Source organism: Allobosea sp. 10L422 (assembly GCF_056395345.1).
In genome coordinates this window covers 1-25,287 of record NZ_JBFTJI010000002.1, presented here as the reverse complement: position 1 = coordinate 25,287, position 25,287 = coordinate 1, and the positions used below count along the sequence as shown (strand labels likewise).

Sequence of the window (25,287 nt, the reverse complement as noted above, 5' to 3'; positions counted from 1 at the left end):
GAACTATCGGGACATCGTCTCGCCGAGCATCCGGACCGCGTCTTCGAGATCTTCGAAGATCGTCGTCGCATGCGGCCCCTCGAAGAGGCCGGCTCGCTCCAGAATCTCCCGCGGCTCCTTGTGCAGCTCCGCGATGGCGAATGTCAGCCCCATCGCCGCCAGCTCCGCCCGCCATTGCAGCAACATGGTGGCCGCCGTCATGTCGATCTGCGCGACGGCGCTCGCATCCAGCACGAACCAGGATGTACCGGGCGGGGCCTCCTTCGCGACGCTTTCGAGCCGGGAATGGACGTAGTCGGCGTTGAAGAACAGAATGCTGCCCTGGATCATGAAGAGCACCATCCCCGGCGGTGGTGCCGCATTCTCCGTCCGGTGCATCTTGTAGAAGCCTGGTCGGCCGGCAACGAGTCCGAGCAAGGCATCGCGCGGTCGCATTTCCTTCAGCAGGACGTAGAGGAGCGTGCCGGCAATCGCGATGACGACGCCGCTGAGCACGCCCAGGCTGATGGCGCCCCACATGCTGATGAGGGCAAATCCGAACTCCAGGCGGCTGATCCGCCAGGTTTCCCGCAGCCCCTTGAGATCGATCAGACTCAACGCCGCGAAGGCGAGGATCGCCCCGAGCGCCGCATGGGGCAGGACGCGCAGCACATCGTTCAGATAGATAAGCAGAACGGCCAGAGCGGCAGCGGAGATCAGGCCGGCCAGCTGCGACCGGCCGCCTGCCGCCAGATTGATCGCGGTTCGCGAATCCGAGACCGTAATGGGGAAGCCGGTGAACAGGCCGGAACAGATGTTGGCTGCACCCAGCCCGGTCAACTCCCGGTCGGCATCGACCTTGAAGCCGTCCTTTGCCCCGAAGCTGCGCGCCCCGACGAGACCGGAGCTGACGCTGACCAGCCAGATCGCCGCGCCACCGAGCACAAGGTCCGTCATCGGCAAATGGGCGATGTTCGGGATGGCCCATTTCGGCAGGCCGGCCGGAAGGCTGCCGATGACCTTCATGCCCCGATCTTCCAAGCCGAAGGCAGCCGACGCCAGCACCGCCAGCACGACCACGACCAGCGGCCCCGGAACGGGGAAGCGGAGGCGAGCCAGTATGACGAGAAGCGCGAACATGGCCGCACCGAACCAGACCGTAAGCCAATGGATCTGCGGGGCCTTCCGGATGATCTCGAGCAGCGGCATCACCAGGCCGTCGGACTCGATGCGCACGCCGGTCAGCCGCCCGATCTGCCCGATGAGGATCGATATCGAAATGCCGCTGATGAAACCGATCAGGATCGGCCGGGACAGAAAGGACGCCACGACGCCGAGCTTGAGCACGCTGGCCAGGATGCAAAATATCCCGGCGATCAGCGCCAGCGCGCTCGCTGCAGCGACGCGATCCGGCGGATCGCCGAGAGGCAGGGTGGCGAGCGTGGCTGCGAGAACCGTCATCGTGGCGGCGTCCGGCCCGACGATCAGCTTGCGCGATGGGCCGAGAAGACCATAGCCGACGAGAGACAGAATGCTGGCGTAGAACCCGACCTCGACCGGAAGCCCCGCGATGGCAGGGTAGGCGACGGCGCTGGGAATGGCGACGGCGGCGATCGCCAGCCCAGCGGTGACATCGAAGCGCAGCCATTCCCACCTGTAGGGAAGCAGCCCCTCCGCAATCGGCAACCAGCGCTTCATCGCCCCCACCATCCCGAGCTGTCGTCGGCGCCTGCGGAACCGCCGTTCAGCCTCGCACGTGCCGTGGGGCCGTCCGCTCCGCTATTGCGTCTTCTCCGGTGTGACTTTCTCCCAACCGTGATCGGGATTGAAGCTGTTCATGCGCGACGCGATGACACGCGTATTGGGGCCAAGGTCCTTCTGAAAGACAGTGCCTGCGTGGTTGACGAGGAAGCTCGTGATTCCCGATCGTGCGTAGGTTGCGGGATAAGCGAGAACGGCGAAACCGCCGATCATATTGCCGCCTGCGACATAGTCGACCGCGCCGCCGGCGGCAGCCGGTCCCTGCCTCCTGAGAATCTTGAAGTAGTAGCCGTGATAGGGCTGCGGCGTGTCGCTTGCCTTGTAGCCTTCAGTTGCGGCCTGGGCGGCGAGTTCGCCGAGAGGGCTCTGTTCCTCGCCCGGCCCGGTCGGCCAATACAGGCCGTCGTGCTTCTCTGGTTGGCTGACGATTCTCTGCGCGTAGATTCCTGGATTTCGGCCATCATGCCCCTTTGCGGCGTACTCGAACTGCGCGTCGAGGATCGCCAGGCTTGTCTGAATGGCATCCAGTTCGTTCTTGCCGATGCGGCGGGCCAGGAGTTCGCGGCGCCCAGCCTCGACGAGGAATTTCCAGCCGCCGCGTGAACGAACGATGGGGATCGGAAACGGGAATGCGTCCTCCCCGACCAGCAACGTAGCGGTCCGGCCCGTTTCGACGATCGAATGCCGGGCATCATAGGCCGCGATGAAGCGCTTGCGGCTATCGGCATCGCGCACGGCATCGCCCGAGAACAGGATGTCCCGCCCGGACATCCCGAAGACCGAATACAAGCGCGTGGAGCTTCCCTCGCGCGCCGCGGCGACAAGCGCCGCCGCAGCCTCCTCCGGAGTCTGGAACAATTCCTGCGCGCTCGCGGCCGTCGAGGCGGCAAAGACGCCCACGGCAATCCCGCAAAGCAGGCGAACAAGCAGATGCGCCGCTGGCCATGTGATGATCATGGAACTGCACCCTCAGTTGCGAAACGCACCAGCAGATGACGACGCCATTTCATTTTCAGAGCTTCCCGGCAGGAACCCGCGAGCCCGAGGCCCTCCAGTGGTCGAAGGTTTGGAAGGGAACCCCGATCTGGCGGTAGTCGACCCGCAGATAGCCATCCGCGCCGCGATGCACCGCCGCTGGCGCGACACCCTGCACCTCCTGCGCGATCACGCCGACATAGGTGGTGCGGGAGCCGTTATAGGCGAAACGGTAGAAGCCGAGCCCGTTCTCCATCACGCCCAGAAGCACGACGTGGTTCTTGAGCTGGATGTCGGAACGGCGCCCGCCACCGCCTCCGCGACCACCGCCGCCGCCCATTCGCCCGCCACCGCCCACGCGCCCGCCGCCGCCAAATCCTCCGCCTCCCATGCGCGCCCCGCCCGCATGCATCGCTCGGCCGCCACCTGCGGGCATGCGCGCCATGCTGGCGCGTCCGCGCTGGGATTGAAGGCTCGCGGCCCTACCCGGCTGCATGTTGCTAAAGGCGCTTTCGCGCGCCGGTCCCGGACGCCCTGCTCCGGATTGAGGACGACGCGGCTGAGTGTTCGCCCGCGGCGGTGCCGAGCCCCGGCCACGGTCCGCGTTCTGGCGCCCGCCGCCGGGGCGTGTCGCCCGGTCCCCACCGGCTGGCCGATTGCCTGCCGCGACCCGATCGCCGCCTGGACGGTCAGGTCTGGCACCTGCTCCGGGACGATCCCCCGGTCTCGCGCCGGCACCAGTTCCCGCCCCGCCGCGCCCGCCCTCGGGGCGCAGAACCTGCTCGCCGCTGCGTCCGCGGAAGTCCATCCGGCCTTCGGCGCCGGCGCGGATATTGCTGTTCGAGAATTTCTGCCTGACCGCATCATTGCGATACTGCACGCCGTGGCGATGCTGCGGATTGTGCTCCCAATGCGTCACCCGATTGCGGTCGATATTGATGCCCCCGCCGACCCAGTTGACGTTTCCGCCCCAGTATCCACCCGAGGCCCAGCGCCCCAGGGCGTAAGCGGTGCCGAAGGCGAGGCCCGTCGCGAGAACGCCGGTGGCGATATAGCCCGGCGCAGGGAAATAATAGGGTGGGTATGCGGGATAGGGCCACGCGCCGTAGACCACGGCAGGATCGTAATAGGGCACATAGACCGTGTCCGGATTGGTCGGCTCGATCACGATCGTCTGCTTGCTGCTGCCGGTGGCCGGCTGGACCGTCACCTTTTGCTGGGAGCCGGACGACAGCTTCTTGGCATCGTATGCGCGCGTCCGCATCCGCTGGACGCCGTCCATCACATCCGGCTGCTGCGCCAGGACCGCGTCGCCGAGCTTTTGTGTCCAGTCGAGATTCTTGCTCATCATCGCCAGCACGGAGGGCGTGGCGATCAACGCCTTTACGCTGGGATCCCAGGGCTGCTTGTCGGTTGCGGCCTTGAGCTGGTCGCCCTTGAGCTTCTTGTTGCCCGCGACCCATCGATCCGCCTGCACCACCTCGAGCGGATAGGTCGAAGCCATCAGCACTTGCGCCAGCAGGTTGTCCGGATAGAGCGCGATCGGCGCGACCAGCGCATCGAGCTCGGCGGCGGAGAGAGGCTGCTCGCTCTGCACCGCCTGCGTTGCGGCGGGCGCTTGAGGTTGTGGCGGCGGCGCGGCCGTCTGCGCGAGCGCCTGGGAGGCGAGCCCACTGACGATGACGCTGACGAACACAATTGGCAGATGCATGGCATGACCTCAACAGCTCCGAAACGCCATCTGGGTTTCGCGCCGCAGTGACGCTCATTTGCTTGTCGGCGGCACTCGATCGACCACTGCCACCGCCGAAATCTGAATGTCTTCTCGGGCCATGCGCATATATACGGCCACGCGCGCGTCCAGCATGGTATCGTGGCCTGTGCGGACCACGACTTCAATCGTCATCACCGGGAAATTCTCGCTGACCAGACGATTACTATCATCCCGCAGGGCCGACACCTGTCCCTAAGGACAATACGCCGCCCCGCGACGGATCGCCGTGGCCGCCGGCACGAAGCTGGATTTCAACCCGAAGCGGGTGGGTCCGGCTGTGGTCTTTGTGCGCCCCCTCGCCCTTTCGCCAGGTCATCCGCATTGCGGGCCGGCCGCGCTCCCTGAGAGAACAGGCCGCGCACGAAGCCTCGCGAAACCGCGCGATCGGCATCGGCGAGGACCGCTTTCAACATCTGGTATGTCGCCCGCAAAGCGGCCCGCTCGGTTCCATACTCGTCGACGAGCTCGACGATCTCCCATTCGAATTCGTCGGCTTCCGGCGGCTCGCCAAGCGGCTCGGCTGTCATTGCTCTCATCCTCGAAAAGAGAACATTAGAAGAACAAACCAAGCGACGGAGTCAATCGACCCGGGGTTGCACATGTCGGCGTCGCCGCTGATCCCGGCCCGGCCCGATGCGCCGACGGACGGATCTCGGGCGTTTCGAGCCTGCCCTGACAGGCCGTCCCAGCATTCTCGCCGATGGTGGCAACCACCGGACCTGCTCAACCGAATTCCTATTTCCGATAAGGCTTTCTCACATGGAAACTCTATGCGCCCCATCCTAAATCCAAGAGCGCGGGCTCGGTGGCGGCCGCCAGCGGCAGCCCGTCATCGTGGGAGGCTTGCCATGGCGAACCCGGAAGGCATGCAGGACGCAAATACGCTCCCCGTCGATCCCATCGCCGGTGCAGCGTATCGGGGTCGGTCCGATTTTCCGGTCGCGGCCGGCTATCTCGCCGCTCTGGCTTTCACGGCCTTGGCGACGGTGATTGCATCCGCCCTGGAAAGCGTGGCGTCGGTTCCAAACCTTTCGCTTGTCTACGTGCTGCCCGTCATCGTGGTTGCCATCATATTTGGTTTTGGCCCCTCGATGCTCGCCGCTGTGGCAGGCGCATCGGCTTATAATTTCTTCTTCACCGCGCCGCGTTTCTCGTTCCAGGTCAACGATCCCGGCAACATCTGGGCGATCGGATTGCTTCTCGTCGTCGGCGGTATGGCGAGCGGCCTGGCGTCGTTGGCGGCCCGACGGCAAACGGCCATCAATGTGCGGCTCCGGCAGGAACAAGCTTTGCAGGCCTTCAGCTCCGCCGTATCCGAAGCGAGCCACCCTCGAGACATGGCCAACAGAGCCGCGGCGGCGCTTGAAGAGATGTTCCACGTCTCGGTGGCGGTGATGACGCCCGGAGACGGGCGGCTTGAAATCATCTCGTCTCTGGGGCCCATAGCCGCCAGCGCGACCGACTTGGCCGCGGCGCAATCATCGCTCGATCAAGGCCGGTTTATGCGAGCGGGATTGTACCCTTTCGACGCCTCGCGCTTCGATTTCTGGCCGATCAAAGCACCTCATCAGCAGCCTGTGGTGCTGTGCCTGGCATTCGACCCGCAGGAATATCCCGAACGCCCGGACCTGTTCATTGTCGTCCTGGGCCGACTTCTGGCCGCAGCCTTGAGCTCGCGACCGCCCATCTCGCCGGCCGTCCCAAAATGAAAGATGTCATCGTCCAGGGAAGCTGGCTGGGGCGGGAGGATTCGAACCTCCGAATGGCGGTACCAAAAACCGCTGCCTTACCACTTGGCGACGCCCCAACGCGTCGCGCCTTCTAGAACGCGTCGTCGTCATGCGCAACCGCCTCGCGACGGGCATTGGGGGCCTTTGCAAGAAATCATCCCCAACCTGCAAACGAGCTGTTGCGCCGCGCCCGCGTGCTGGCTATAAGCCGGCCACCAGTTAATCGGAGTGTGGCTCAGCCTGGTAGAGCACCTCGTTCGGGACGAGGGGGTCGCAGGTTCAAATCCTGCCACTCCGACCAAAATTCCCGAGAAATATCAAGTAGCTGAGAACGGGGCCGAAAGGCCCCTTTTCAATGCTGGACAGAAACTCAAGCCGAAGCAACAAAAAAGCCGGCCCGAATCCGAGCCGGCCTTTCGCGATCGAGGGTGCCCTGCCCTACGGCGTCCGGCTAGCCCGGACAGCCCGTTCCCAGAGGCGCACGGTTGGCGCCTTGCCTGAGCGCAGGAAGGCGAAGAACTTCGCGCGATCGATGCCGACTGGTTGCAATTGCGGTTTATCGGAAACTGCCGCCCTCAGTTTCGCCTCGGTCCTCGACCCATCGATGCCGTCAACATGCAGGCCATGCGAGACCTGGAACGCCTGGGCGGCAGCCTTCGTCTTCTGTCCTGGCTTGCCGTCGACGACAAGCGAATAGCCGAGCGCGACCAGCGTCCACGGAATGGCGGTCGTGTCCATGGAATTCTCCGGATGTGGAAAAGCCGCCCGGAGGCGGGCGGGTTTAGATCAGCCGGATTGCCGGCTGCGGCGGGCTATTTTCCGTTAGGTCAGACCACGGAATGCGAGGCCGAGACGATGCTGTTCAGTGCCCGAAATTCAGCGGTGTGGTTGTGGACCGCGATCGTGTTCGCAGTAGCCGTTGTCGTCTCGATGCCGCTCGTAATCAGCCGCTAGCCAAAAATCGCTCAATCGGGGCGATCCTTGCCTCAATTTCGGCACGCCAAGTTGGTCCGGCACCACCGACCTCTTTGCTTACGCTGTCGCTGGTTGAGACCTAAGCCGACTCGGCCGCTCTAACGTCGACCGGAGCATGAGCTTTGAAATAGAATCGTTCCGCCAGTTGGTAGGAGATCCAGGCAAAGATCGTAGAGCCCACGAAAGCCATCGCGCCCAAATAAGCAGCATTCACCGCCGGACCTAACCGCTGGATGTACAGTACCCACCACCAGTTGAAGACGAGACTGATAGCAACCGAATGGAGCAAATAGAAGGAGTAGGAGATGCGGCCGAGTTCGGACAGGGGTTTCCAGGCCAAGGTCCGAGCCAACGCGCTTTGCCCATCAATCGCTTTGCAGAGAATAACCGATCCGCACCCAGCGAAGGCCCAAACAAACTGAGATGTCGTCAACAAGCCGAAGGTAAAGAAGCTGGTTATGATCAGATAGAGGGTGATGACCGTGTAGTCGGGGAAAGCCTCGACGACGGCCCTTACGGCCGTTTGGCTAAGGGTTGCGATTAGCGCCCCGGCAAACAGGAACAGGAAAAATTCGGAGTAAAATCCGGCAACCGCAGGCAAGTATGACGCGGCCAGGCCGGCGAATATAATGGCTGGCAGAACGGGAACGCTGGCCCAGCGCGCCGCCATAATGACCAAGGGGAAAACGAGATAGAAAGACATCTCGTAGAAAAGAGACCAAGTGACGTTGTTAAAGACAATTCCGGCGACGGCCAGTGATGGCACCCCGTTCAGAAACAGAAGGTTCATGCCCACTGTTTGCCACGTCGCAGGCGGGATATGAAGAAACGGCCCCAGCGCAGCGCAAACGATCAATGACAGCAGGAATGCGGGGTAAACCCGCACCATTCGCTTGCCGACGAATGCGCCATACCGGAAGGGCTTCTTAAGCGCGATGCGGCAGATGAGAAAGCCGCTGAGCATAAAGAAGATATAGACGCCATGATGGGAATGAAAAAGCCAATACAGCAGCCGGTCCGGCGCCTTCTCCCACTCGGCAAAACGAACAATGTTTGGGTTTCCACCCCGAAAAGTCGCCATATAGGTCCCACAAAAGTGGACCAAGAATGTGAGAATTACCGCAAAGCCTCTCAGGCCGTCGAGGCTACGATTGCGGCTTAGCATTTGTTTGCATCGCTCCCGGCCCTTTCTGAGGCTTTGAGCAAAATGATGCTTCTCATTTGTCCGGAAGTAAATCGGCGAAAGCCGCATCGACCTCGGCCATGGTCGTGATTGTGCCAGCCTCGATCTCGTCCTTCACAACCGCGCAGGTGGCGAAGTCGCCATTCACATGTGCCTGGACCGCATCGCTGTTGGCAACCATGGCAACCGCGTCGACGGGATAGGTGCCGCCATCCGCGACCCGGCGCATTGCTAAATGATTTCCGAGCATGGGCCGACAAATCCCACAAGCCGGCATCGCCAGCGCCGAATGTGAGAACGCCGCTGGCAAAAGTGCTGCCACCCTGGAACGATGAGCTGACAGAACAGTAGCCGGTTACGCGGGTGATAATGCTGTCCCGGTGAGTTGGCTCGACCCGCCTCGCTCTGCGGTGACCTGGGACCGCTTGACGTTGAGGGCTGCGGGCCGCGACAGCGACATGATCTGTAGCTTATCGGTCGTTGGGTTGTAGATCACTGCGTGGGGAGCTGGGCGAGGATGGCCCGCGCACCGCTCGGCGGCCTAGTCGCCAGAGCGCACCGAGAGCACGATGCCACCTATACGCAGATCGCGTTCGGCGTAGCCTGCGAATACAGGATCGAGGATGCGCGGCAGCGGAGCGTCTTCTCGCACGAACTCCCACAGAATCTCAACCTGCGCAGCTGGCAGTGATCGGAAGATGCTCAACCAGTCTGACGCGCGCAGACGATTGCCGCGCGCATCAGCGTCTCCCTCCCGCCAGTCCGTGTCCGCAGCGAGAAAGGCAAGCGGATTGTGCCGGAAATCGAGATGGTCCTCAAGATGGATGGCATGTAGGGCAACGCCACCGGGGCGCAATGCGGCCTGCGTGTTGGCGACGATGGCCCTGCTGTCAGCGAGCGGAAGATGCTCAAGCACGGAGGCGGAGTGGATGAGGTCGAAGGCGCCGGCAAATTCCGTCGCCCGGGAAAAATCAGCCGGGGCAACATAGTCGATCCCCAGCTCTGAAAGCGACTCCAGAGTCCAACGGCCGAGTTGATCGAGGCGGGCGATCCGTTCCGTAACGGTCGCAGCCGGCGCCGCCGGCGCCAGGGCCGCCAGCAGCGCGCTGCGGTCGGCCAACGTGAAGGCGCGGCGCGCGAAATGCAGACGCAAGAGGGGATAATAGTCGACCGCTGCGACCCGTGTCGCCCCGGCCAGCCAGAAGACCAGCGCCTCCGAGAGCAGGTGCCCGCTACCGAATTCAAGGCAGGACAGCCCATTGACGGAGCCGCAGGTGTCTCGGATCAGGGCGGCGAGCCCGGGAGCTATGCGGTCGACACGTTTGTCACCCCGGGCCCGGTGCCAAGCCCAGAGAGCGTGTGTCCAGTGCTGGGCATGGCCCTGGCCGCCGATGGCGCGCCGCAACGCCTTACGAAGCGGCGCCGGCAGGCGACCCACCAAGTGAGCAAGAGATTGCACAGGCACGGCCCACCTCTCGATCGCGCCGCTCACCGTTACCCTGCCAGTCCGCGCGATCTCGACACGCACCAACAGCGGCCCGGCGATGGCCGCCTTCGTCTCCCTATTTGGTATCGACTCTCGGAGGAAAGTCTTGCTAATTCACGCTAGCCACTTCGACTTGGTACGTCTGCATTCCCCCGTCTCGGCCGCAACGCCGTATGCCTGTCGAAATCGCAAAGGAAGTCGGCTCGTTGTTTTTGAAGGCCGGCGTCGGCGCGCTGGCCCTGGCGATTGACACCCGTCTGCGCTCTGCGTGAGCCGCTGGTGTCGCAGGTAGTTCATTGGTCCCGGCCTACGCCGAGTTCGCACGGGTATCGCTGCGACGCTCTTGCCGAGTTGTGCCGGATATTGGCTTCGCAGCGGCGGGAAGATGCCGCGCCTTTGACTCCGAGGACGCAAGCGGTGGATTGTCACGTCTTCGGAACGGGAGAAAATCCATGGCTGAAAGCAATGAGATTCCTGCAGTTCGGGTGGCCGGATTCCAAGTCTTCCGAGGGCCGGACGCCATCGCAGTTCGCTTCGAATTGATGACCGCGCCGGGCACTACGGAGTCGGTCACCATCGCCCTGACACGGACTGGGGCGCAGGAGTTGGCCAAACAGCTCGCGCAGGAACCTACTGCGGGAACCACGGGAACAACGCCCGACAGCTCGCGCCAGTAACCGCAGCTCCAGTCGAAATCGTCGATCCCGACGCGACCGGTACATCTGCAGCCGGGCCGATTCCGTCACTGAGGCCAGTTTGTCGCCGGCAAATCGGCGATGATCTCCGAAACGCTCGGCTGTGGGCACGTTTCCTCGAACGCCCGCCAGGCGGCCTTCGTCTTGGTCTAGGCTTGCCGTCTACGTCGAGCGTATAGCCGAGCGCGGCCAGCGAGCCCGCTGGATGGCGGCCGTGTCCATGGAATGCATCTCGGCAGCGTCTATGTCGTCCTCGACTGCAGCGAAGGCGGCGAACCCCGCGTTGATGCGCGACTCTGCTGCGCCGCTGATCGCGAGCATCGTAGTCGCAGCAATCGAGTATGCTCGCCATCGGTATATGCCCGACCGTTGACCAAATCGGATCAGACATTGCGGCAACGCCGGCGCCGACGAGCGTGATCTTGGAGCAGTCATCGGCGGCGGCGGGCACGCCGCCGACGACGATACCGGCAACTTCCTTGCGCCAACATCTCTGGGCCGCATAGGCGATCAGGTGGGTCTTCGTCTGGACTGCGCTTGAGGCTCGCTGAGGCCGTCAGCTTCCGACCAACTCCAGCTTGGGGCAGCGTCCTCGGCGACGAAGTCGCCGATCTGCCGGTCGGCGCCGTCGCTCTTCTCGGCCTGTTGCCGAGCGTCGAGACGTTGGCGTTGATCGCCGTATCGGTGTTGATTGCCGCAACTACCCCGACTCGACGGCTATTTGTCGGCCCGCGTGGCAACTTCCAGGATCGGCATCAGATCCCAGATTCGCCGGTTGAGCGCATGAAGCTCCCGGATCGTGCGGGAAATTTCGTCCAGCCTGGCCTCATCGACGGCCCGTCGGACGCCGAAGCGCAGATTGCCCCGGCTTTCCTCCACCTTCATGTGCTGGGTATGCGTGATCTCGCCCTGCGCATCGAGAACGAAGGTCGCGTGGCTGAGATCATTGCGCATCCGCGTCGCCGCCGAAAACCGTTCGACGATCTCATTGAGCTCGGCACGCACGCCCTTGTCTGCGAGCGCGATTTTGGCCAGGCGCTGAACCAGATCCAGCCGCGCGCGCGTGGTGTTGAGTGTGGCGAAGACAATCGCCGCGACCTTTTCGTCACTGCCCAGCAGCCACATCAGCACATAGATGAACAAGCTCTCATTGTTCGACCAGGCGAGATTCAGATCGCCTACGAGGTTCATGAAGGCTACCCTGCGGCTGGAGGACGGGCGCGCGGCCGCAGCTTCAAGCGCTCGGAAATCCGGCCGGGGGGGCAAGACAGCCTGTCCTCGGGAGAACTTGCGCATCGGATGTTTCCTTTAGGCTTCGCTCAGAGCGGAGGCGCCATGTTCGAATTGCTCAAGATTCGCAGGGCGCGCCGCATGGCCCATGCCGCGATCGATCCGTTCCTTCACCGGGACCACGGCGGAACGGCAACCTTGCAGGCCGGCGATTGGCTTCATCCGCAGATCATCGGCTTCCTCGCGACGCTCGTTACATTGATCGCCCAGCGCCATTGCGGGCCGATGCGCACGCATGCGCTGGCTGCGGTTCAGGCTCGTGTCCTGAACGCCGTCACAGGCATCGGCCCGGAGTTGATCGGGGAGGAAATCTGCCTGCTGACCAGCCACGAAGATCCCGCCTTCGCCGCTGGCGCGCGCGGCGCCGTTGCTTTTCTTGAGATGCTGCGCCCCTCGACAGCGCTTGACGAGCCCGATGCCCCCGTCAGATCGCTCGACCCCGCGCTGCAGAAGCTTTGGGAAGAACATGTCGATCAGTGCCTCCGCCGCAGTCCCCGGCCGCAATGATCGGCGCCGCGCGGACGATGAAGGCGGCTCGCGCCAGCACCCTTGTCGTCAACGCAGCCCCTCATCATCGGCGCCGCCCTCTCCTCCTGCGGATTCGTCGAACAGACTCAACTCCAGCTGTTGTTCCAACCTCTCGCTCGCCGGATCGGCGCCTGTGCCGCGGCTTCTCAGCAGCTTGTTCAAGGCCGCCAGGAAAATGGTGTCGTCGAGATGCTGCGCCGCGCCCGCAGTCGCCGCAAGGAAGCGTTCGTAACGCGCCTTGCAGACGGCCTGCCCGGGCTGGAGCGGCGCAGGGCTGTCGGGAAACGGCTCGCGCAGGACTCGCTTCATCGCGCTTTCGCCGAGCCACGAGCCGGGCAGCTCCTTCGCGGACTCCAGGCCGGCACTGATTTTCGTTTTGAGATGCCAGGCGGTCCGGACGGACACTCCGAGAATTTGCCCCAGCCTCTGTGAACTGACGCGCTCTCCGGTCGCCGTCAACAGATAGAGCGCTTGTAGCCAGACATGCATGGGCACATGGCTGTTCTGGAAGATCGTGCCGTGCCTGACGGTGAAGGGCTTGCGGCAGGCATAGCACTTCCACATGCCGATCGGTGTGCTGAGCCCGCTCAGCCGGCCGAGCCGGCTGCTTTCCGCGCAATGGGGACAGACCGGCGCACCCCTCCAGACCAATGCCTCGAGCGAGAGGAAAGCAGCCTGTTCGTCGTGCATTCGGACGGCGTTCGGCATAGCCAATCTCCGGCACACAAGGCCGCAAGCGTCACGAGGCCACCTCCTGGGTCACTAAAATTCAAGGATTCGATAACGCAGGGTAACGATTCGTCACATTGACCCATAAGCCCCTTCATGGCTGTTTATATACAGTAGAAAGAGCTTAGGAAAGAAAAATAATACTCGTTCGACAAAACGAACTTCAAGAAAAAATACAATCATAACGCAATTAGATAAGAATAAGCAGAATTAATTACAGTTTTACGTTCTGAAGCACGAATATTACGGCGAGGCATCCGGAAATATACGACCTCCTCCGAATTCAAAAGATCACACAAGATTTTGACGACGCCATAGATATCTATTTATTTCAAAATCAAAATAATGAAAGGAAAAACAATGAAATAAACTCCAGTAACAAGCGGCTCAAAATTCAAAATTGAGCACCATCTTCCATGTATCGCGTAAGATATCCAGTGCTCGATCATCCTCACTGACATCGCTCAAATCCGTGCCGCGCACCGCAGAAGAGAGGCGTAGCCGGACCCAATCGATGTCTCCCGAATGCGCAGGAGCATGTCATGGGTCAGTCCAACAATCAGCGTAGCCGCTACGACGATCCGACGCAGGGCCAATTGCAGGGCCAAGCTGAACTGCAGGCTCAGCTGCAGGGTCAGGGGCAAGGCCAGGGCCAAGGGCAAGGGCAAGGCCAGTCACAGGGTCAGGCTCAGTATGCAGCTCAGGCCGTCGACACCGATGTCTGGAACTCCGCCAGCAATTCGAGCGAAAACGGCAATCTCAACCTGAACGGCAACGGAAACCTCAACGCCAACGGCAACCTGAACTTCAACGAGAACGTCAACCACATCGAGAACCAGGTCGACAATCACGTGAACAACTGCGTGAACGTCGATCTTGACCTCTCGGGGGCCCTCCTTCCGCCATCGGACAATGATGTCATCGATATCGACACGATCCACGATATCAGCGAATCGATCATCATGCCGGACGTGGTCACCCAGACCCTCGAAAGCGGCAACAACTTCAATCTCGATCAGGTCAACAACCTGGCCGACAACGATACGCTGAACAACCCGTCCGTGAGCTACAGTGCAAGCGGTCTGGCGGGTGGCCTGGCCGAGACGTCCTGCTGGGATCCGAGCTCGAGCGACCCGGGCGGCGTCGGCGACTTCACGATGATCGCGCGGGCCGTCGGCGGCTCGGCCGAGTCCCATCTCGGCTCGATCACCGGCGACGACGGCACCTTCAGCGGGATCGGCGCAGCTTCGGCGGCCGCCAACCTCACGCAGGAGGCCTTCACCCAGTCGATCGTCATGGGGGCCAACATCCAGTTCAACTCGGTCGACCTGACAATGGTCGGAGGGGACGCGAACGACGCGTTCTGAGGACCGGCACAATCAGCGACCGCGCGGGGCCATACGTCCCGCGCGGTTTCCGCTCCGGGTCCGCCATGTCCCTGCGCGACATGCGCCTGAAATCTTCCCGCCCGATGCGAGCCTGATGCGGGGGAGGATCGTGCCATGCAAGCCGGCGGCTTTACCGAGACGATCTGGCAGTTCATTGGCTATCTGCGTCTGTCCAACTCCGTCGCGCGGACGTCGGGCTTCTACGATGGCGAGACGCCGTCGCCGCTCCCTCCTGACGTCGACGACCTTCTGCGCGAGCCGCGACGTGGCCTCGATTTCGACGAGCTCGCTTCGGCCCCGACAACGATCAGGGAAACATCGAGCCCGGATCCGCATGCGCGCTTCGCGCTGGTATCCATGCCGGATCCTCATGGTCTTCCGAACAAGGAACTGCCCGCATTCCGGCCTCCTTTGAAGCCATTTCCTGCCGATCCCTACGAGCAGAGCCTGCCGTACCATGCCGCCCCGCGGGCGATCACGGTCGAGTATCGACAGGGCGGCGACGAAGCCCTCCTGCAACTCAGGCAGGTCAATCTCGCCGATGACCGCGATCTCGTGACGTCGAACGCCGTGACCAATGCCGACGGCAGCCCGGTGATCCCGCCGGAACTGCATCTCGAGGGTCAGTTCGCCAGCCTCATCCACCAGGCCAACGACATCGTGCCGGATGGCATCCCGAATATGAGCGAGGCGCTCGAGGCTGGGCCGGGCGAGATCATCGCGATGGTTTCGGCGCGCGACGCCCTGTGGGCGCAGACCGGGAATCCGTATCCGGAAGGCACCGCCGTTCCTGCGGCTCCGGAAGGCCGGATCGTCGACGGCGTCGCCGGCGCTCCCGATCCCGCCATGCCGACCATCCTCGACAGCGCCCCCTGGCGGCTGGAGGATCCCCCCGCCCAGACGGTCACCGAGGCGAAGCTGGAAGTCGCAGCTCCGACGGGCGGCGTCGCGACGCTGGCCGAGACCGGGCTCAACACGCAGATCAACGCGGCCGCCATCGTCGACGCCAATGAGGCCGTCGGATCGTTGATGGTCGGCGGCGACTATTTCTACAGCCGCGGGATCGTTCAGATGAACATCCTCGTCGACAACGACCACGTCGATGTCGCCGTCGCCGGTACGCTTTCCCCCGTCATCGAGACCCATGGAAACGAAGTCCACAACATCGCGGAATTCGTGACCCATCACGCGACCATCGACGTCAAGGGCGCGGCATCCACGCCCCATTGGAGCGTCGACGTCGTCTCTGGCGACTTCTACGACGTCAAATCGGTCGTCCAGTTCAACAGCCTGGATGACAACGACCGAACCGTCCAGGCGGAAGCCGGCACCTACTTCAATCTCGGCACCGGCGGGAACGAGCAGCTCAACCTCGCGAAGATCCAAGGCATTGCCGACTATGACGTCATCGTCATCGGCGGAAACTACCATCGCGCCGACTGGATCTATCAGTACAATATCGTGCTCGATCCGGACTATGCCAAGCTCTACAGCACAGGCAACGCGGATGACGACACCACCGTCACCACCGGCTTCAACAGCCTCATCAACAAGGCATCGATCGAGACCTACGACGCGGCGGCCTTCAAGCCGATGCTCGACGCTCATCACGAATTGATGGACCAGTTCGCCGCCGGAGCGACCTCTCTCACGCCGAATTCCGACTGGCATCTCTACGGCAGCGCCACCGGCACGCTGAAGATCCTCTACGTGGCCGGCGATTACTACGATGCGAACGTCATCACTCAGGTCAATTTCTTGGTGGATGGCGACCAGAGCATTCAGGCCAGCGCCAGGGAAGGCACCGAGCAAGGCATAGCCGCGGGCGGCAACAGCGCCCTCAACGAGGCCTTCATCGTCGATCCCGGGCTGATGTCGACCTCCAACTACCTCGGCGGCCACGCCTATGAGGAGGCCGTGCTGATCCAGGTCAACATCGTCACCGACAGCGACACGGTGAAGATCCACGACACCAGCACGCTCGTGCCGGAGCTCATCGCCTTCGCCGAGCACGCCACGCAGGAGCCCGAACCGCACTGCCGGCATGCGCCGGTGCAGGATCCGGCCCAGCACGATCATCTGACGTCGAACATCATGACCTGAAAGCGAGAACGAGAGAGACGGGGCAGGGGCATGACCGAGAAGAGCGAAGCAACCTCCGCAGCGCGGCCTTCTGCCGTCTCCAAACCGCTGCGCGTGATCGGCCTGCCCCCGACGATTGGGCTGTCGGCGGTCACGGTCGACAGCACGGCCAACACCAACAGCCCGACCGTTTCGCCTAGGATCGAGACGCCGCTGCCGCGCGTGAATGACCACGTCCGTGCCGATGCGCGTGGTGACGGCCAGCCGGCGCCCGAGGCGCTCACGCCGCGTTCCAAGGCCGACGCAGACGCCCTGAAGCAGGCCCCTGACGGCGGCAGGGGCCGAGGCGGCGGCAATGGCGGCGGTGGCGGCGGTGGCCCGGGCGGCGGCACGCCGATCGAACAGCGCCTCGGCGATCGCGACTTCAAGCAGGTTCTCGGCGTGGGTCTCGCCGGGGCACGGCACAACCTGATGGTCGTGGCTGTGTTCTCGGTCGTGGTGAACACGCTCGTGCTCGCCGTGCCGATCTATCTCTTCCAGATGTCGGACCGCGTGCTGACGAGTCGCAGCCTCGACACGCTGGCAATGCTCTCGATCATCGTCATGCTGGCGATCGGAGCACATGTGCTGCTCGACATGGTCCGCCGCTTCATGTTGATGCGCGTGGCCGTCGATGTGGAAAGCCGGCTTGGCGGCCCGGTGCTCGCCGCGGCTGCCAAGGCGGCCCAGGCAGGCTCCAACCGTGAGTTCCAGACGCTGGCCGATCTCCAGCAGATCCGCAACTTCCTGACCGGCCCGGTCATCCTGACCATGCTCGACGCGCCGACCGCGCCGATCTATCTGCTGGCGGTCTATCTGATCCATCCGCATCTCGGATACATCGTCACCGTCGCAGCGATCGTGCTGTTCCTGATCGCCTATCTCAACCAGCAGTTCACGGCGGCCCCTTTCGCGCGCTCGAGCGCCTTCTCGACCAGGGCGAATCTGCAATCGGAGGCGATGTCCCGCAACGCGCAGGTCATCAACGCCATGGGCATGATCCCCGAGGGCGTCGTGATGTGGGGCCGGGAGACGGCGGAATCTCTCAAGGCTCAGGTCAGCGCCCAGGACCGCAACATCGTGATGACCGGCGCTTCCAAGTTCTTTCGCCTGGGGACGCAGGTGGCGATGCTGGGCTGGGGGGCGATGCTCTCGCTCGAAGGCCAGCTGACGGGCGGCATGGTGGTCGCCTCCTCCGTCGTCGCCGGCCGCGCGTTGGCGCCGCTCGAAGGCACGATCGAAGGCTGGCGCAACTTCATTCATGCGCGGGCAGCCTTCCAGCGCGTCAAGGCGTTGCTGCAGGCCTCCCCGCTCAACCTCGATCGCCTGAGGCTTCCGAGCCCCAAGGGCCGCCTCGATGTCGAGCGCATCCTCTACGTGCCGCCGCCGACCAAGAAGGTCATCCTCAACGGCATCAGCTTCAGCCTGGAGCCCGGAGATTCGCTCGCCATCGTCGGCGCCTCCGGCTGCGGCAAGTCGACCCTGGCGCGCATGCTGGTCGGCTCGATCACGCCGACCGCCGGCACGGTCCGCCTCGACAGGATGGAGCAGCGCAACTGGGATCCGCGCCAGTTCGGCGAGAATGTCGGCTATCTGCCGCAGGATGTGCAGCTCTTCCCGGCGTCCATCAAGGCCAACATCGCCCGCATGCGCGAGGACGCTTGCGACGCCGACGTTTTCGAGGCTGCCGAGATCGCGGACATCCACGARATGGTCGCGCARTTCGYCCATGGCTACGAGACGCAGATCGGCATCGATGGCRSSCCGCTMTCCGGCGGSCAGAAGCAGCGGCTSGGKCTGGCGCGCGCCTTCTTCGGCAATCCGCGCCTTGTCGTGCTCGACGAGCCGAACTCCAATCTCGACGTGCTGGGCGAAGTGGCGCTCGCGCGCGCCTTCGAGCGGGCAAAGGCGCGCGGCATGACGATGGTGGCGATCACGCAGCGCCCTGCCCTGCTCCGCAGCGTCGACAAGATCATGATGATCAAGGACGGCGCCGTGCAGGCGATCGGAGCACGTGACGATATTCTGCCGCTGATCGTCGGGCGGCGCAGCATCGACGGTGCCGCACCGACCTCGCGCTGACGGGAACCCGCGACGGCAATCGCCGCGAGGCTGGAGCATTGCGAGCGGGACGGGACGCCGGTTCGCGCATAGAAGACACGACAAAACAAAGAGATAGAGCATGCCCGAGAAACGGATGAACGCGGAAATGCTCTAGGAGACGGGAGTGGGCTCATGGCAAGGCAATTGATCTCGCAGCCCTGGTATGCGGACGTGCCGCGCAGCACGCGCATGGCCACGTTGAGCGGCGTCGTCATCGTCGCCGTGACGGTCATGGGCTTCGGTGTCTGGGGCAACACCGCTCCGATCGCGGGCGCCGTCATTGCCACCGGCGTGTTCGTGACCACCGGCCAAAACAAGACGATCCAGCATCTCGAAGGCGGGGTGATCCGGGAAATTCTCGTCCGCGAGGGCGATGTCGTCGAAAGCGGCCAGCCCCTGGTCAAGCTCGACGACACCTCCTCGCGCGCCGAGTTGCGGCGCCACGAACTCAAGCTCTTTCGGCTGGAGGCGATCGAGGCACGGCTCCGGGCGGAGGTCGCCGGGCGCAGCGATTTCTCCTTCCCCCAGCATCTGACCGAAAGGCGCGGTGATCCCGACATCGCCGCATTGATGGCAGCGCAGAGCATCGCTTTCCGGGCCCGTCAGAACAACACCGCAAGCGAGATCGCCGCTCATCAGAAGAGCATCGACGCGCTGGAGGAGAAGATCACCGGCAGCAGGGTGCAGTTGGCCGGCGTCCAGCAGCAGTCGCGATTGCTGAAGGAGGAGCTCGAAGGCAAGCAGGCGCTGCTGCAGCGCGGCTACATCCGCAAGCCCGAGGTGCTCTCGCTCCAGCGCCAGGCTGCCAATCTGGGCGGTGAAGCCGGGCGCATCACCGGCGATATCGGCGATTCCCGCGAGCGTATCGCCCGCTCCCTCGAGCAGATCGACGGCGTGCGCAAGAACGCTCAGAAGGTCGCCTCCGACCAGTTGCAGGACATCAGCGCCGACCTCAACGACGTGCGCGAGCGCATCCATACGGTAAAAGGCATCCTCGATCGGTCGACCATCGCCGCGCCGGTCAGGGGCACCGTGGTCAAGCTGCGCTACCATACGCCCGGCGGCGTCATCGAGGCCGGCAAGAACATCATGGAGATCGTCTCGCTGCAGGACGAACTCATCATCGAGGCGCGCGTCCGGCCCCAGGACATCGACAAGATCAAGCACAGCCAGCTCGCCACCGTGCGGCTGACAGCCCTGAACCAGCGCACCACGCCGATGGTCAGTGGCCGCGTCATCTATATTTCCGCCGACGCCCTGCCCGATGAGAAGCAGCGAGCCTATCCCGGCGTGCCGGATCTCTATGTCGTGCGTGCCCGGCTCGACGCCAAGAGTCTCGCCAGCGTTCCCGGCTTCCAGCCGACCGCGGGCATGCCGGCCGATGTCTACATCCAGACCGCCGAGCGGACCTTCTTCGAGTACCTGCTGCAGCCGCTCAAGGACAGCATGGCGCGGGCCTTCCGCGAAACCTGACTGCGAACGTCGACCGGCGAGATCGCCCTCGGCGGTCGAGACGGCGGTTTCCCCGGGCTCCCAGGCACCGGGGAAACCGTCACCTCCCCGTTAAATGGTATGACTATTGCATCGGCTCCCGCGACGGAGTCGAAACATGCACCATCATTGGCCGAGCGACGCGAAAGCAACGATCGCCCTGATCGCCGTGTCGGCGTTCTGCATCCTGGGCTGGCTGGCGGATATCGGCCACTGAGCCGCGCGATCATCGGTCGCCGCAGCCACTGTCGCGCGCGGCCGTCCCGTTCTAGATTGCGGCCCGGATCGAATCGAACGGTTGGGCCATGAAGCGCATCATCCTCCTCGCCGGCCTGCTTGGGCTCGCTCTCTCGCTCTCGGGCTGCGACAAATGCGGGAACTTCCCCCCGCTCTTCGGCCCCTATGACGGCAAGACCTGTGGTGGCGGCCAGTCGACAAGCTAGCGCGAGCGCACGAGCATGCAGCAAACGAAAAGGCCGGGGCGCGAAACCCCGGCCTTTCTTCTTGAGGATTTTGCTCTCTTGAGAGGCAGGCAGCTCAGCCGCGCCGCCCGATCAGCGACCAGCCCGCCCCGGCCACGCAGACCGTGAGCGCGATCTTCAGCGCTTCGCCGAGAAGGAAGGGCTGCACGCCAAAGGCAAAGGCCTTGGCGAGGCCGACGCCCGTCGCGCCGCCCGCCATCTGGGCGCCGAAGGCGAGCCACAGGCAGCCGATGGCCAGGAGCGCCAGATCGGCCAGAACCAACCCGCCGACGAGCCGCAGCAACGAGGCACCGCGCTCAGCCGCCCAGCCGGCAATCGCCGCCGCGACGATGAAGCCGATCAGGAAGCCGCCCGTCGGTCCGACGAGATAAAGCGGGCCTGCCGCCACCGGCGGCGTATTGGTGAACACGGGCAGCCCGGCCAGTCCATAGGCGATGTAGAGCGCCATGGTCGCGGCGCCCAAGCGCGCGCCATAGGCGGCACCGAGTCCGAGCACCGCGAGCGTCTGCAGCGTCATCGGCACGGGCCAGAACGGCACCTTGATCTTGGCCGCCGCGACGAGAAGCAGGCTTCCGGCAAAGGCGAGCGCCACATTGCGCAGCATGGCGGTGCGCTTGCCCATAGCGGGAAGCAGCGTGCCGGCGAGCGTCGAAGCTTGCATGGGGAACATGTCGGCCATGGGCTTGTCGTCCTTTCCCGAAAAGACCGCGCGCCGCGGCCGCTATTGCGTCTATAGAAAATGCAACGGAGCCTCACAAGCGAGCAGGCTTTGCAGGAATGGGTAACCGGCCTGGCGAAATCGGCTCAGGCCCGGGCGAGGCACGGCAAGATGGCGGACGAGATCGAATTCGACAGGAGCGCGACGACGCCGGCCGGCGAGGTCGCGAGGCTGTCGCCGCTGGTGCGCCGCATCATCGCCCGCAACAGCGGGCCCATGACCTTCACGGGCACCTGCACCTACATCGTCGGCCATGGCACGGTGGCGGTCATCGATCCCGGCCCCGATGACCCGGCCCATGTCGAGAGCGTGCTGACCGCGCTCCGCGGCGAGACGGTGAGCCATATCGTGGTGACGCACACCCATCGCGACCATTCCCCCGCCGTGCCGGCGCTCAAGGCGGCCACCGGCGCGCGCGTGGTCGGCTGCGGGCCGCATCGCCCCTCCCGCGAACTCGGCCCCGGCGAAGGCCGCGTCCTCGATGCCGCAGCCGATACGGGTTACGAGCCGGACTGGCTGATGCGGGACGGCGATACGGTTTCAGGAGCGGGCTGGAGTCTCTCCGCAGTCGAGACGCCCGGCCATACCGCCAATCACCTGGCCTTCACGCTGGCCGAGGAGGCGACGCTGTTCTCGGGCGACCACGTCATGGCCTGGTCGACCTCGATCGTGGCCCCGCCGGACGGCTCGATGGCCGCCTATATGGCCTCGATCGAAAAGCTGCGCGGCCTGGAGCATGCGCGCTACTGGCCGGGCCATGGCGGCCCCGTCACCGAGCCGCAGCGTTTCCTGCGCGGGCTCGTCCAGCATCGCCGCCAGCGCGAGGCGGCGGTCCTCAGCCGCCTGGGTCAGGGCGACGAGACGATCGCCGCCATGGTGCCCGCGATCTATCAGGGCCTGGCTCCTGCCCTGCATGGCGCCGCGGCGCTCTCGGTGCTGGCGCAGCTCGAGGATCTGGTGCTGCGCGGCGCGGTCCAGGCCAGCGACGCCGTGCCGGCCCTGTCGAGCCGCTACCGTCTCGCCTGATCTAGCGATTATCCATCAACAGCTCCACCTCATCCGCGAAGGCAGCGATGCGCGCCGCATTGGCGCCGAGATCATGGCTGCCCAGCCGCGAGGCCGAGCGGATGTCGATGCGGCTGCCGTCGACGCGCGGCCTGACGCGGATGGTAATGTCTTCCGAGAAATGCAGGAAGCGCCCGCGCGCCACCGCCTCGATCCGCCCCGCCCCGCTGCGTCCGCCGGGCCGAGTGGCCTCCAATACCTGCCAGCCGAGCCCGTTCGCGGCACGACGCGCGACATCGAAGGCGCTCTCGGCCGGAATCTCCAGCAGGATGGGCACGACCTTGGGATAGGCTTGGCGTTGCACACGCCGGCGCAGGGGCGGCACGTCGGGCGGCACGCGCCCGCCGCGCGCCGTCAGCGCGGCTTGCGAGCGGCTGAAGGCTGGCGGATCGTCGATATCGGTCGAGACGTCGGACAGAGCCGGCTTGGTCACCAGCTTCACCGCGACATAGCCGAGCGGCACCAGCAGGACGAGCGACAGCAGCATCGCCCAGGCCGCCATGCCGGCGCCGCGATGACCGGACTGCCAGATGCGGATGAAGGCCAGGATCGCCAGGCCAAGCGCCGCAAAGACGAAGAGATAGGCACCGGCGACCGGCGCGAGCCCCTCGACGCTCGGCTCGCGCAGACGGACGAGCAGCAGCGACAGGATCAGCACCGCGAGCGAAAACCACGCCAGCCGCCGGCTCCAGATGGCGGCGCGCGAAACCGGTTCCTCGAAGACCAGGCGGCGATGCATCGCCTTTAGGTGACGCCGGACGAAGAGGAAGGCAAGCGCCGGCGGAAGCTAAGCGCAATCTTAATCAAATTGGCGATAGCTGAGCGCGAAGAGTGGCCGGCTCGCGCCGAGGCGTCTCTTCGGCCTGCGTAAACCGCCTTCCCAGCCGCACGTCGCTCCCCGAGTCCCCGCCGTGAAATTCTTCCCCTCATCGATCCAGAACTATCTCGTGGCCACCATGGCCTGCCTGTGCGTGCCCGGCATCGGCGCGCTGACCTACATGGCGGCGCAGTCCATCGTGGAGGTGCGCACAAATTTGCAGCTGTCGGAGCTGGTCGAGGCCGACAAGGCCTTGCTCCTCGCCGGCAACATGATCCGTTCCGCCCGCGGCCAGGCGCAGACCAGCATCCAGGTCGCGGATGATCCGGTCCCTGCCCTCAAGCAGATCGAGGAGACCAGCCGCAGCCGCATCGCCGAAGCGATCTTGCAGCTGCAGGACACGGATTTGCCGAGCCGCAAGGAGCTGATCGCCGGCATCCAGCAGGAGCAGAAGCTCTCCGACGCCAAGATGGCCGACCTCTATGCCGAGGCCGGCAAGCCCAAGGCCCAGCGCAGCCTCGCCGCGACCATGCCCTGGTACAACAGCGTCGGCGCCATCGAGACGGCGATCGTCAAGGCGTCGGACGAAACCTCCAACGCCACTCGCCTCGCCGACCCCGTCCTGGCCGATCTTCAGGGCTTCAAATCCACAGGCTGGGATGTTCGCGCCAATTACGGCACGCAATGCTCGCTGCTGCGCCCGGCCTTCGGCTCGGGCAAGGCGCTCGATGCCGCGCAACTGCGCCGCCTCGGTGAAATGCGCGGCGTCTCCAACGCTTCCCTCGATACCTTGAAGCAGCTCGCTTCCCGGCCGGGCGTGGGCAGCGAACTCTCCCGGAAGATCGGTGTCATGACCGCCGAGGTCAACGCCTCCAATCGCAAGATGGACGAGCTGATCGGCAAGCTCGGCCAAGGCGCGGGCCCTGTCATCGCGGCCGAAGACTGGACGAAGCAGTGCAACGCGCCCTTCGAGCCGATCGTGTCTGCGGTAACCCAATCGCTCGACGATATGAGCGCCAGGACGAGCGAGAAGCTCAATCATGCCTGGGTAAAGCTCGGCATGGTCGGCTTCCTGCTCGCGGCGCTTGTGATCATCTGCGTGCTGAGCTGGCGCGGCGTGCAGCGACGCGTCGTGCGTCCGCTCATCTCGCTGAAATTCGCGTTGGACGGCATGCAGCAGGGCGATTTTGCACAGGCCATCCCTCCGGCTCCCTCGCCGGACGAGATCGGCGCACTCAGCGGCGCGCTCGAGACCTATCGCGAGAACGCGCTGGCGCTCGAACAGAACCGGCGCGACCGCGAGCTTGCGATGCTGGCCGACGCCGAGCAGGCGGCTCATGTCCAGAAACTGCTCGGCGAAGTCGCCAACATCGTGGCCGACGCCCGCGACGGCAATTTCTCCGGTCAGGCCCGGGTCGGCAATATGGAAGGCCCGCTCAAGGAGCTCGTCGAGGGCATCAACGAGATCAACCTCGTGGTTGATTCGGCGACGACGGAGTTCGCGCAGGCATTGTCGGCGATCGCTGGCGGGGATCTGACCAACCGGGTCGAGACCGCCTATCGCGGGCGCTTCGCCGACCTGAAGGGCGCGATCAACGAGACGGTCGACCGGCTCTCGGCCACGGTCGCGACGATCCAGACGACCTCGGCCGATGTCGGCCTGGCCGCCCGCGAGATCCATATGGGCTCCGACGATCTGTCCAAGCGCACCGAGGAGCAGGCCTCCTCGCTCGAGGAGACCGCCGCCACCACCGAGGAGCTCGCCGCTTCGGTCAAGGCCTCGGCCCAGGCCTCGAAGGACGCCGCCCGCATCGCCGACGGCGCCATGCAGGCCGCCCAGAACGGGGGCGCCATCGCCGGCCAGGCGGTCGAGGCCATGGCCCGCATCGAGAGCGCCTCGCAGAAGATCTCCGACATCATCCGCGTCATCGACGACATCGCCTTCCAGACCAACCTGCTGGCGCTCAACGCCGCGGTCGAGGCGGCCCGTGCCGGCG

Annotated in this window: 23 protein-coding genes and 2 tRNA genes; 10 read left to right on the top strand and 15 right to left on the bottom strand. The window is 64.4% G+C overall.

The window, feature by feature from the left end:
* Positions 1–3: 3 nt before the first annotated feature.
* The 5 genes from AC1DEZ_RS04420 to AC1DEZ_RS04400 all read right to left on the bottom strand — a co-directional run bounded on the left by AC1DEZ_RS04420 (position 4) and on the right by AC1DEZ_RS04400 (position 5,016).
* Positions 4–1,677, bottom strand: coding sequence for a SulP family inorganic anion transporter (locus tag AC1DEZ_RS04420; protein WP_476778795.1), 1,674 nt, complete (start codon positions 1,675–1,677; stop codon positions 4–6).
* Between the two features lie 81 nt (positions 1,678–1,758).
* Positions 1,759–2,697 carry a DUF2950 domain-containing protein gene (locus AC1DEZ_RS04415; protein WP_476778794.1) on the bottom strand — a complete coding sequence of 313 codons (939 nt, stop codon included), beginning with the start codon at positions 2,695–2,697 and terminating at the stop codon, positions 1,759–1,761.
* A gap of 55 nt (positions 2,698–2,752) precedes the next feature.
* Positions 2,753–4,426: a DUF3300 domain-containing protein gene (locus AC1DEZ_RS04410; RefSeq protein WP_476778793.1), complete on the bottom strand. Its 1,674-nt coding sequence runs from the start codon at positions 4,424–4,426 to the stop codon at positions 2,753–2,755.
* 54 nt (positions 4,427–4,480) lie between these two features.
* A complete protein-coding gene (locus AC1DEZ_RS04405; RefSeq protein WP_441511893.1) occupies positions 4,481–4,621 on the bottom strand; it encodes a hypothetical protein in 141 nt (46 codons plus the stop codon).
* A gap of 119 nt (positions 4,622–4,740) precedes the next feature.
* The gene (locus AC1DEZ_RS04400) at positions 4,741–5,016 is read right to left on the bottom strand and encodes a hypothetical protein (RefSeq protein ID WP_441511892.1); all 276 of its coding nucleotides are present in this window, start codon (positions 5,014–5,016) and stop codon (positions 4,741–4,743) included.
* A 321-nt stretch (positions 5,017–5,337) separates the two neighbouring features.
* Between AC1DEZ_RS04400 and AC1DEZ_RS04395 the strand changes: the two genes are divergently transcribed.
* On the top strand, positions 5,338–6,198 hold the full coding sequence (locus tag AC1DEZ_RS04395) for a DUF4118 domain-containing protein (RefSeq protein WP_441511891.1): 861 nt from the start codon (positions 5,338–5,340) through the stop codon (positions 6,196–6,198).
* A gap of 23 nt (positions 6,199–6,221) precedes the next feature.
* Here AC1DEZ_RS04395 and AC1DEZ_RS04390 read toward each other — a convergent pair.
* A tRNA-Gln gene (locus AC1DEZ_RS04390) sits at positions 6,222–6,296 on the bottom strand.
* Between the two features lie 147 nt (positions 6,297–6,443).
* On the opposite strand from AC1DEZ_RS04390, the gene AC1DEZ_RS04385 reads away from it, so the two are divergent.
* A tRNA-Pro gene (locus AC1DEZ_RS04385) sits at positions 6,444–6,520 on the top strand.
* Between the two features lie 137 nt (positions 6,521–6,657).
* On the opposite strand, the gene AC1DEZ_RS04380 is transcribed toward AC1DEZ_RS04385, so the two are convergent.
* From AC1DEZ_RS04380 to AC1DEZ_RS04365, 4 genes are all read right to left on the bottom strand, one after another.
* The gene (locus AC1DEZ_RS04380) at positions 6,658–6,957 is read right to left on the bottom strand and encodes a peptidoglycan-binding domain-containing protein (RefSeq protein WP_476778792.1); all 300 of its coding nucleotides are present in this window, start codon (positions 6,955–6,957) and stop codon (positions 6,658–6,660) included.
* Positions 6,958–7,273: 316 nt separating this feature from the next.
* Positions 7,274–8,359 carry an acyltransferase family protein gene (locus AC1DEZ_RS04375; RefSeq protein WP_476778791.1) on the bottom strand — a complete coding sequence of 362 codons (1,086 nt, stop codon included), beginning with the start codon at positions 8,357–8,359 and terminating at the stop codon, positions 7,274–7,276.
* 52 nt (positions 8,360–8,411) lie between these two features.
* Complete coding sequence (locus AC1DEZ_RS04370) at positions 8,412–8,606, bottom strand: DUF4376 domain-containing protein (protein WP_441511889.1); 195 nt, start codon at positions 8,604–8,606, stop codon at positions 8,412–8,414.
* A 312-nt stretch (positions 8,607–8,918) separates the two neighbouring features.
* Positions 8,919–9,869 carry a methyltransferase domain-containing protein gene (locus AC1DEZ_RS04365; protein ID WP_476778790.1) on the bottom strand — a complete coding sequence of 317 codons (951 nt, stop codon included), beginning with the start codon at positions 9,867–9,869 and terminating at the stop codon, positions 8,919–8,921.
* A gap of 446 nt (positions 9,870–10,315) precedes the next feature.
* Between AC1DEZ_RS04365 and AC1DEZ_RS04360 the strand changes: the two genes are divergently transcribed.
* Positions 10,316–10,540 (top strand): hypothetical protein, encoded by a 225-nt coding sequence (locus AC1DEZ_RS04360; RefSeq protein ID WP_476778789.1) that lies wholly within the window; start codon positions 10,316–10,318, stop codon positions 10,538–10,540.
* Between the two features lie 735 nt (positions 10,541–11,275).
* Here AC1DEZ_RS04360 and AC1DEZ_RS04355 read toward each other — a convergent pair.
* The 3 genes from AC1DEZ_RS04355 to AC1DEZ_RS04345 all read right to left on the bottom strand — a co-directional run bounded on the left by AC1DEZ_RS04355 (position 11,276) and on the right by AC1DEZ_RS04345 (position 13,084).
* Positions 11,276–11,854 carry a hypothetical protein gene (locus tag AC1DEZ_RS04355; protein ID WP_476778788.1) on the bottom strand — a complete coding sequence of 193 codons (579 nt, stop codon included), beginning with the start codon at positions 11,852–11,854 and terminating at the stop codon, positions 11,276–11,278.
* A gap of 12 nt (positions 11,855–11,866) precedes the next feature.
* Positions 11,867–12,316 carry a hypothetical protein gene (locus AC1DEZ_RS04350; protein ID WP_476778787.1) on the bottom strand — a complete coding sequence of 150 codons (450 nt, stop codon included), beginning with the start codon at positions 12,314–12,316 and terminating at the stop codon, positions 11,867–11,869.
* 87 nt (positions 12,317–12,403) lie between these two features.
* Positions 12,404–13,084 carry a transposase gene (locus AC1DEZ_RS04345; RefSeq protein ID WP_476778786.1) on the bottom strand — a complete coding sequence of 227 codons (681 nt, stop codon included), beginning with the start codon at positions 13,082–13,084 and terminating at the stop codon, positions 12,404–12,406.
* A 563-nt stretch (positions 13,085–13,647) separates the two neighbouring features.
* Between AC1DEZ_RS04345 and AC1DEZ_RS04340 the strand changes: the two genes are divergently transcribed.
* The 5 genes from AC1DEZ_RS04340 (at position 13,648) to AC1DEZ_RS04320 (ending at position 20,651) form a co-directional block, all read left to right on the top strand.
* The gene (locus tag AC1DEZ_RS04340; protein WP_476778785.1) at positions 13,648–14,472 is read left to right on the top strand and encodes a hypothetical protein; all 825 of its coding nucleotides are present in this window, start codon (positions 13,648–13,650) and stop codon (positions 14,470–14,472) included.
* A gap of 135 nt (positions 14,473–14,607) precedes the next feature.
* Positions 14,608–16,596: a hypothetical protein gene (locus AC1DEZ_RS04335; RefSeq protein WP_476778784.1), complete on the top strand. Its 1,989-nt coding sequence runs from the start codon at positions 14,608–14,610 to the stop codon at positions 16,594–16,596.
* Positions 16,597–16,626: 30 nt separating this feature from the next.
* Positions 16,627–18,696, top strand: a complete 2,070-nt coding sequence (locus AC1DEZ_RS04330) for a type I secretion system permease/ATPase (protein WP_476778783.1) — start codon at positions 16,627–16,629, stop codon at positions 18,694–18,696.
* Positions 18,697–18,849: 153 nt separating this feature from the next.
* The gene (locus AC1DEZ_RS04325) at positions 18,850–20,190 is read left to right on the top strand and encodes an HlyD family type I secretion periplasmic adaptor subunit (protein WP_476778782.1); all 1,341 of its coding nucleotides are present in this window, start codon (positions 18,850–18,852) and stop codon (positions 20,188–20,190) included.
* Positions 20,191–20,513: 323 nt separating this feature from the next.
* Complete coding sequence (locus tag AC1DEZ_RS04320) at positions 20,514–20,651, top strand: hypothetical protein (protein ID WP_441511880.1); 138 nt, start codon at positions 20,514–20,516, stop codon at positions 20,649–20,651.
* Between the two features lie 94 nt (positions 20,652–20,745).
* On the opposite strand, the gene AC1DEZ_RS04315 is transcribed toward AC1DEZ_RS04320, so the two are convergent.
* Positions 20,746–21,369, bottom strand: coding sequence for a biotin transporter BioY (locus tag AC1DEZ_RS04315; protein WP_476778781.1), 624 nt, complete (start codon positions 21,367–21,369; stop codon positions 20,746–20,748).
* Positions 21,370–21,519: 150 nt separating this feature from the next.
* Between AC1DEZ_RS04315 and AC1DEZ_RS04310 the strand changes: the two genes are divergently transcribed.
* Positions 21,520–22,434, top strand: coding sequence for an MBL fold metallo-hydrolase (locus AC1DEZ_RS04310; protein ID WP_476778780.1), 915 nt, complete (start codon positions 21,520–21,522; stop codon positions 22,432–22,434).
* Between the two features lies 1 nt (position 22,435).
* Here the strand turns inward: AC1DEZ_RS04310 and AC1DEZ_RS04305 are convergent, their stop codons facing one another.
* Entirely contained in the window at positions 22,436–23,212 is a 777-nt protein-coding gene (locus AC1DEZ_RS04305; protein WP_476778779.1) for a DUF1499 domain-containing protein, read from the bottom strand.
* A 172-nt stretch (positions 23,213–23,384) separates the two neighbouring features.
* Between AC1DEZ_RS04305 and AC1DEZ_RS04300 the strand changes: the two genes are divergently transcribed.
* On the top strand, positions 23,385–25,287 hold a 1,903-nt coding region (locus tag AC1DEZ_RS04300), incomplete at its 3' end, for a methyl-accepting chemotaxis protein (RefSeq protein WP_476778778.1).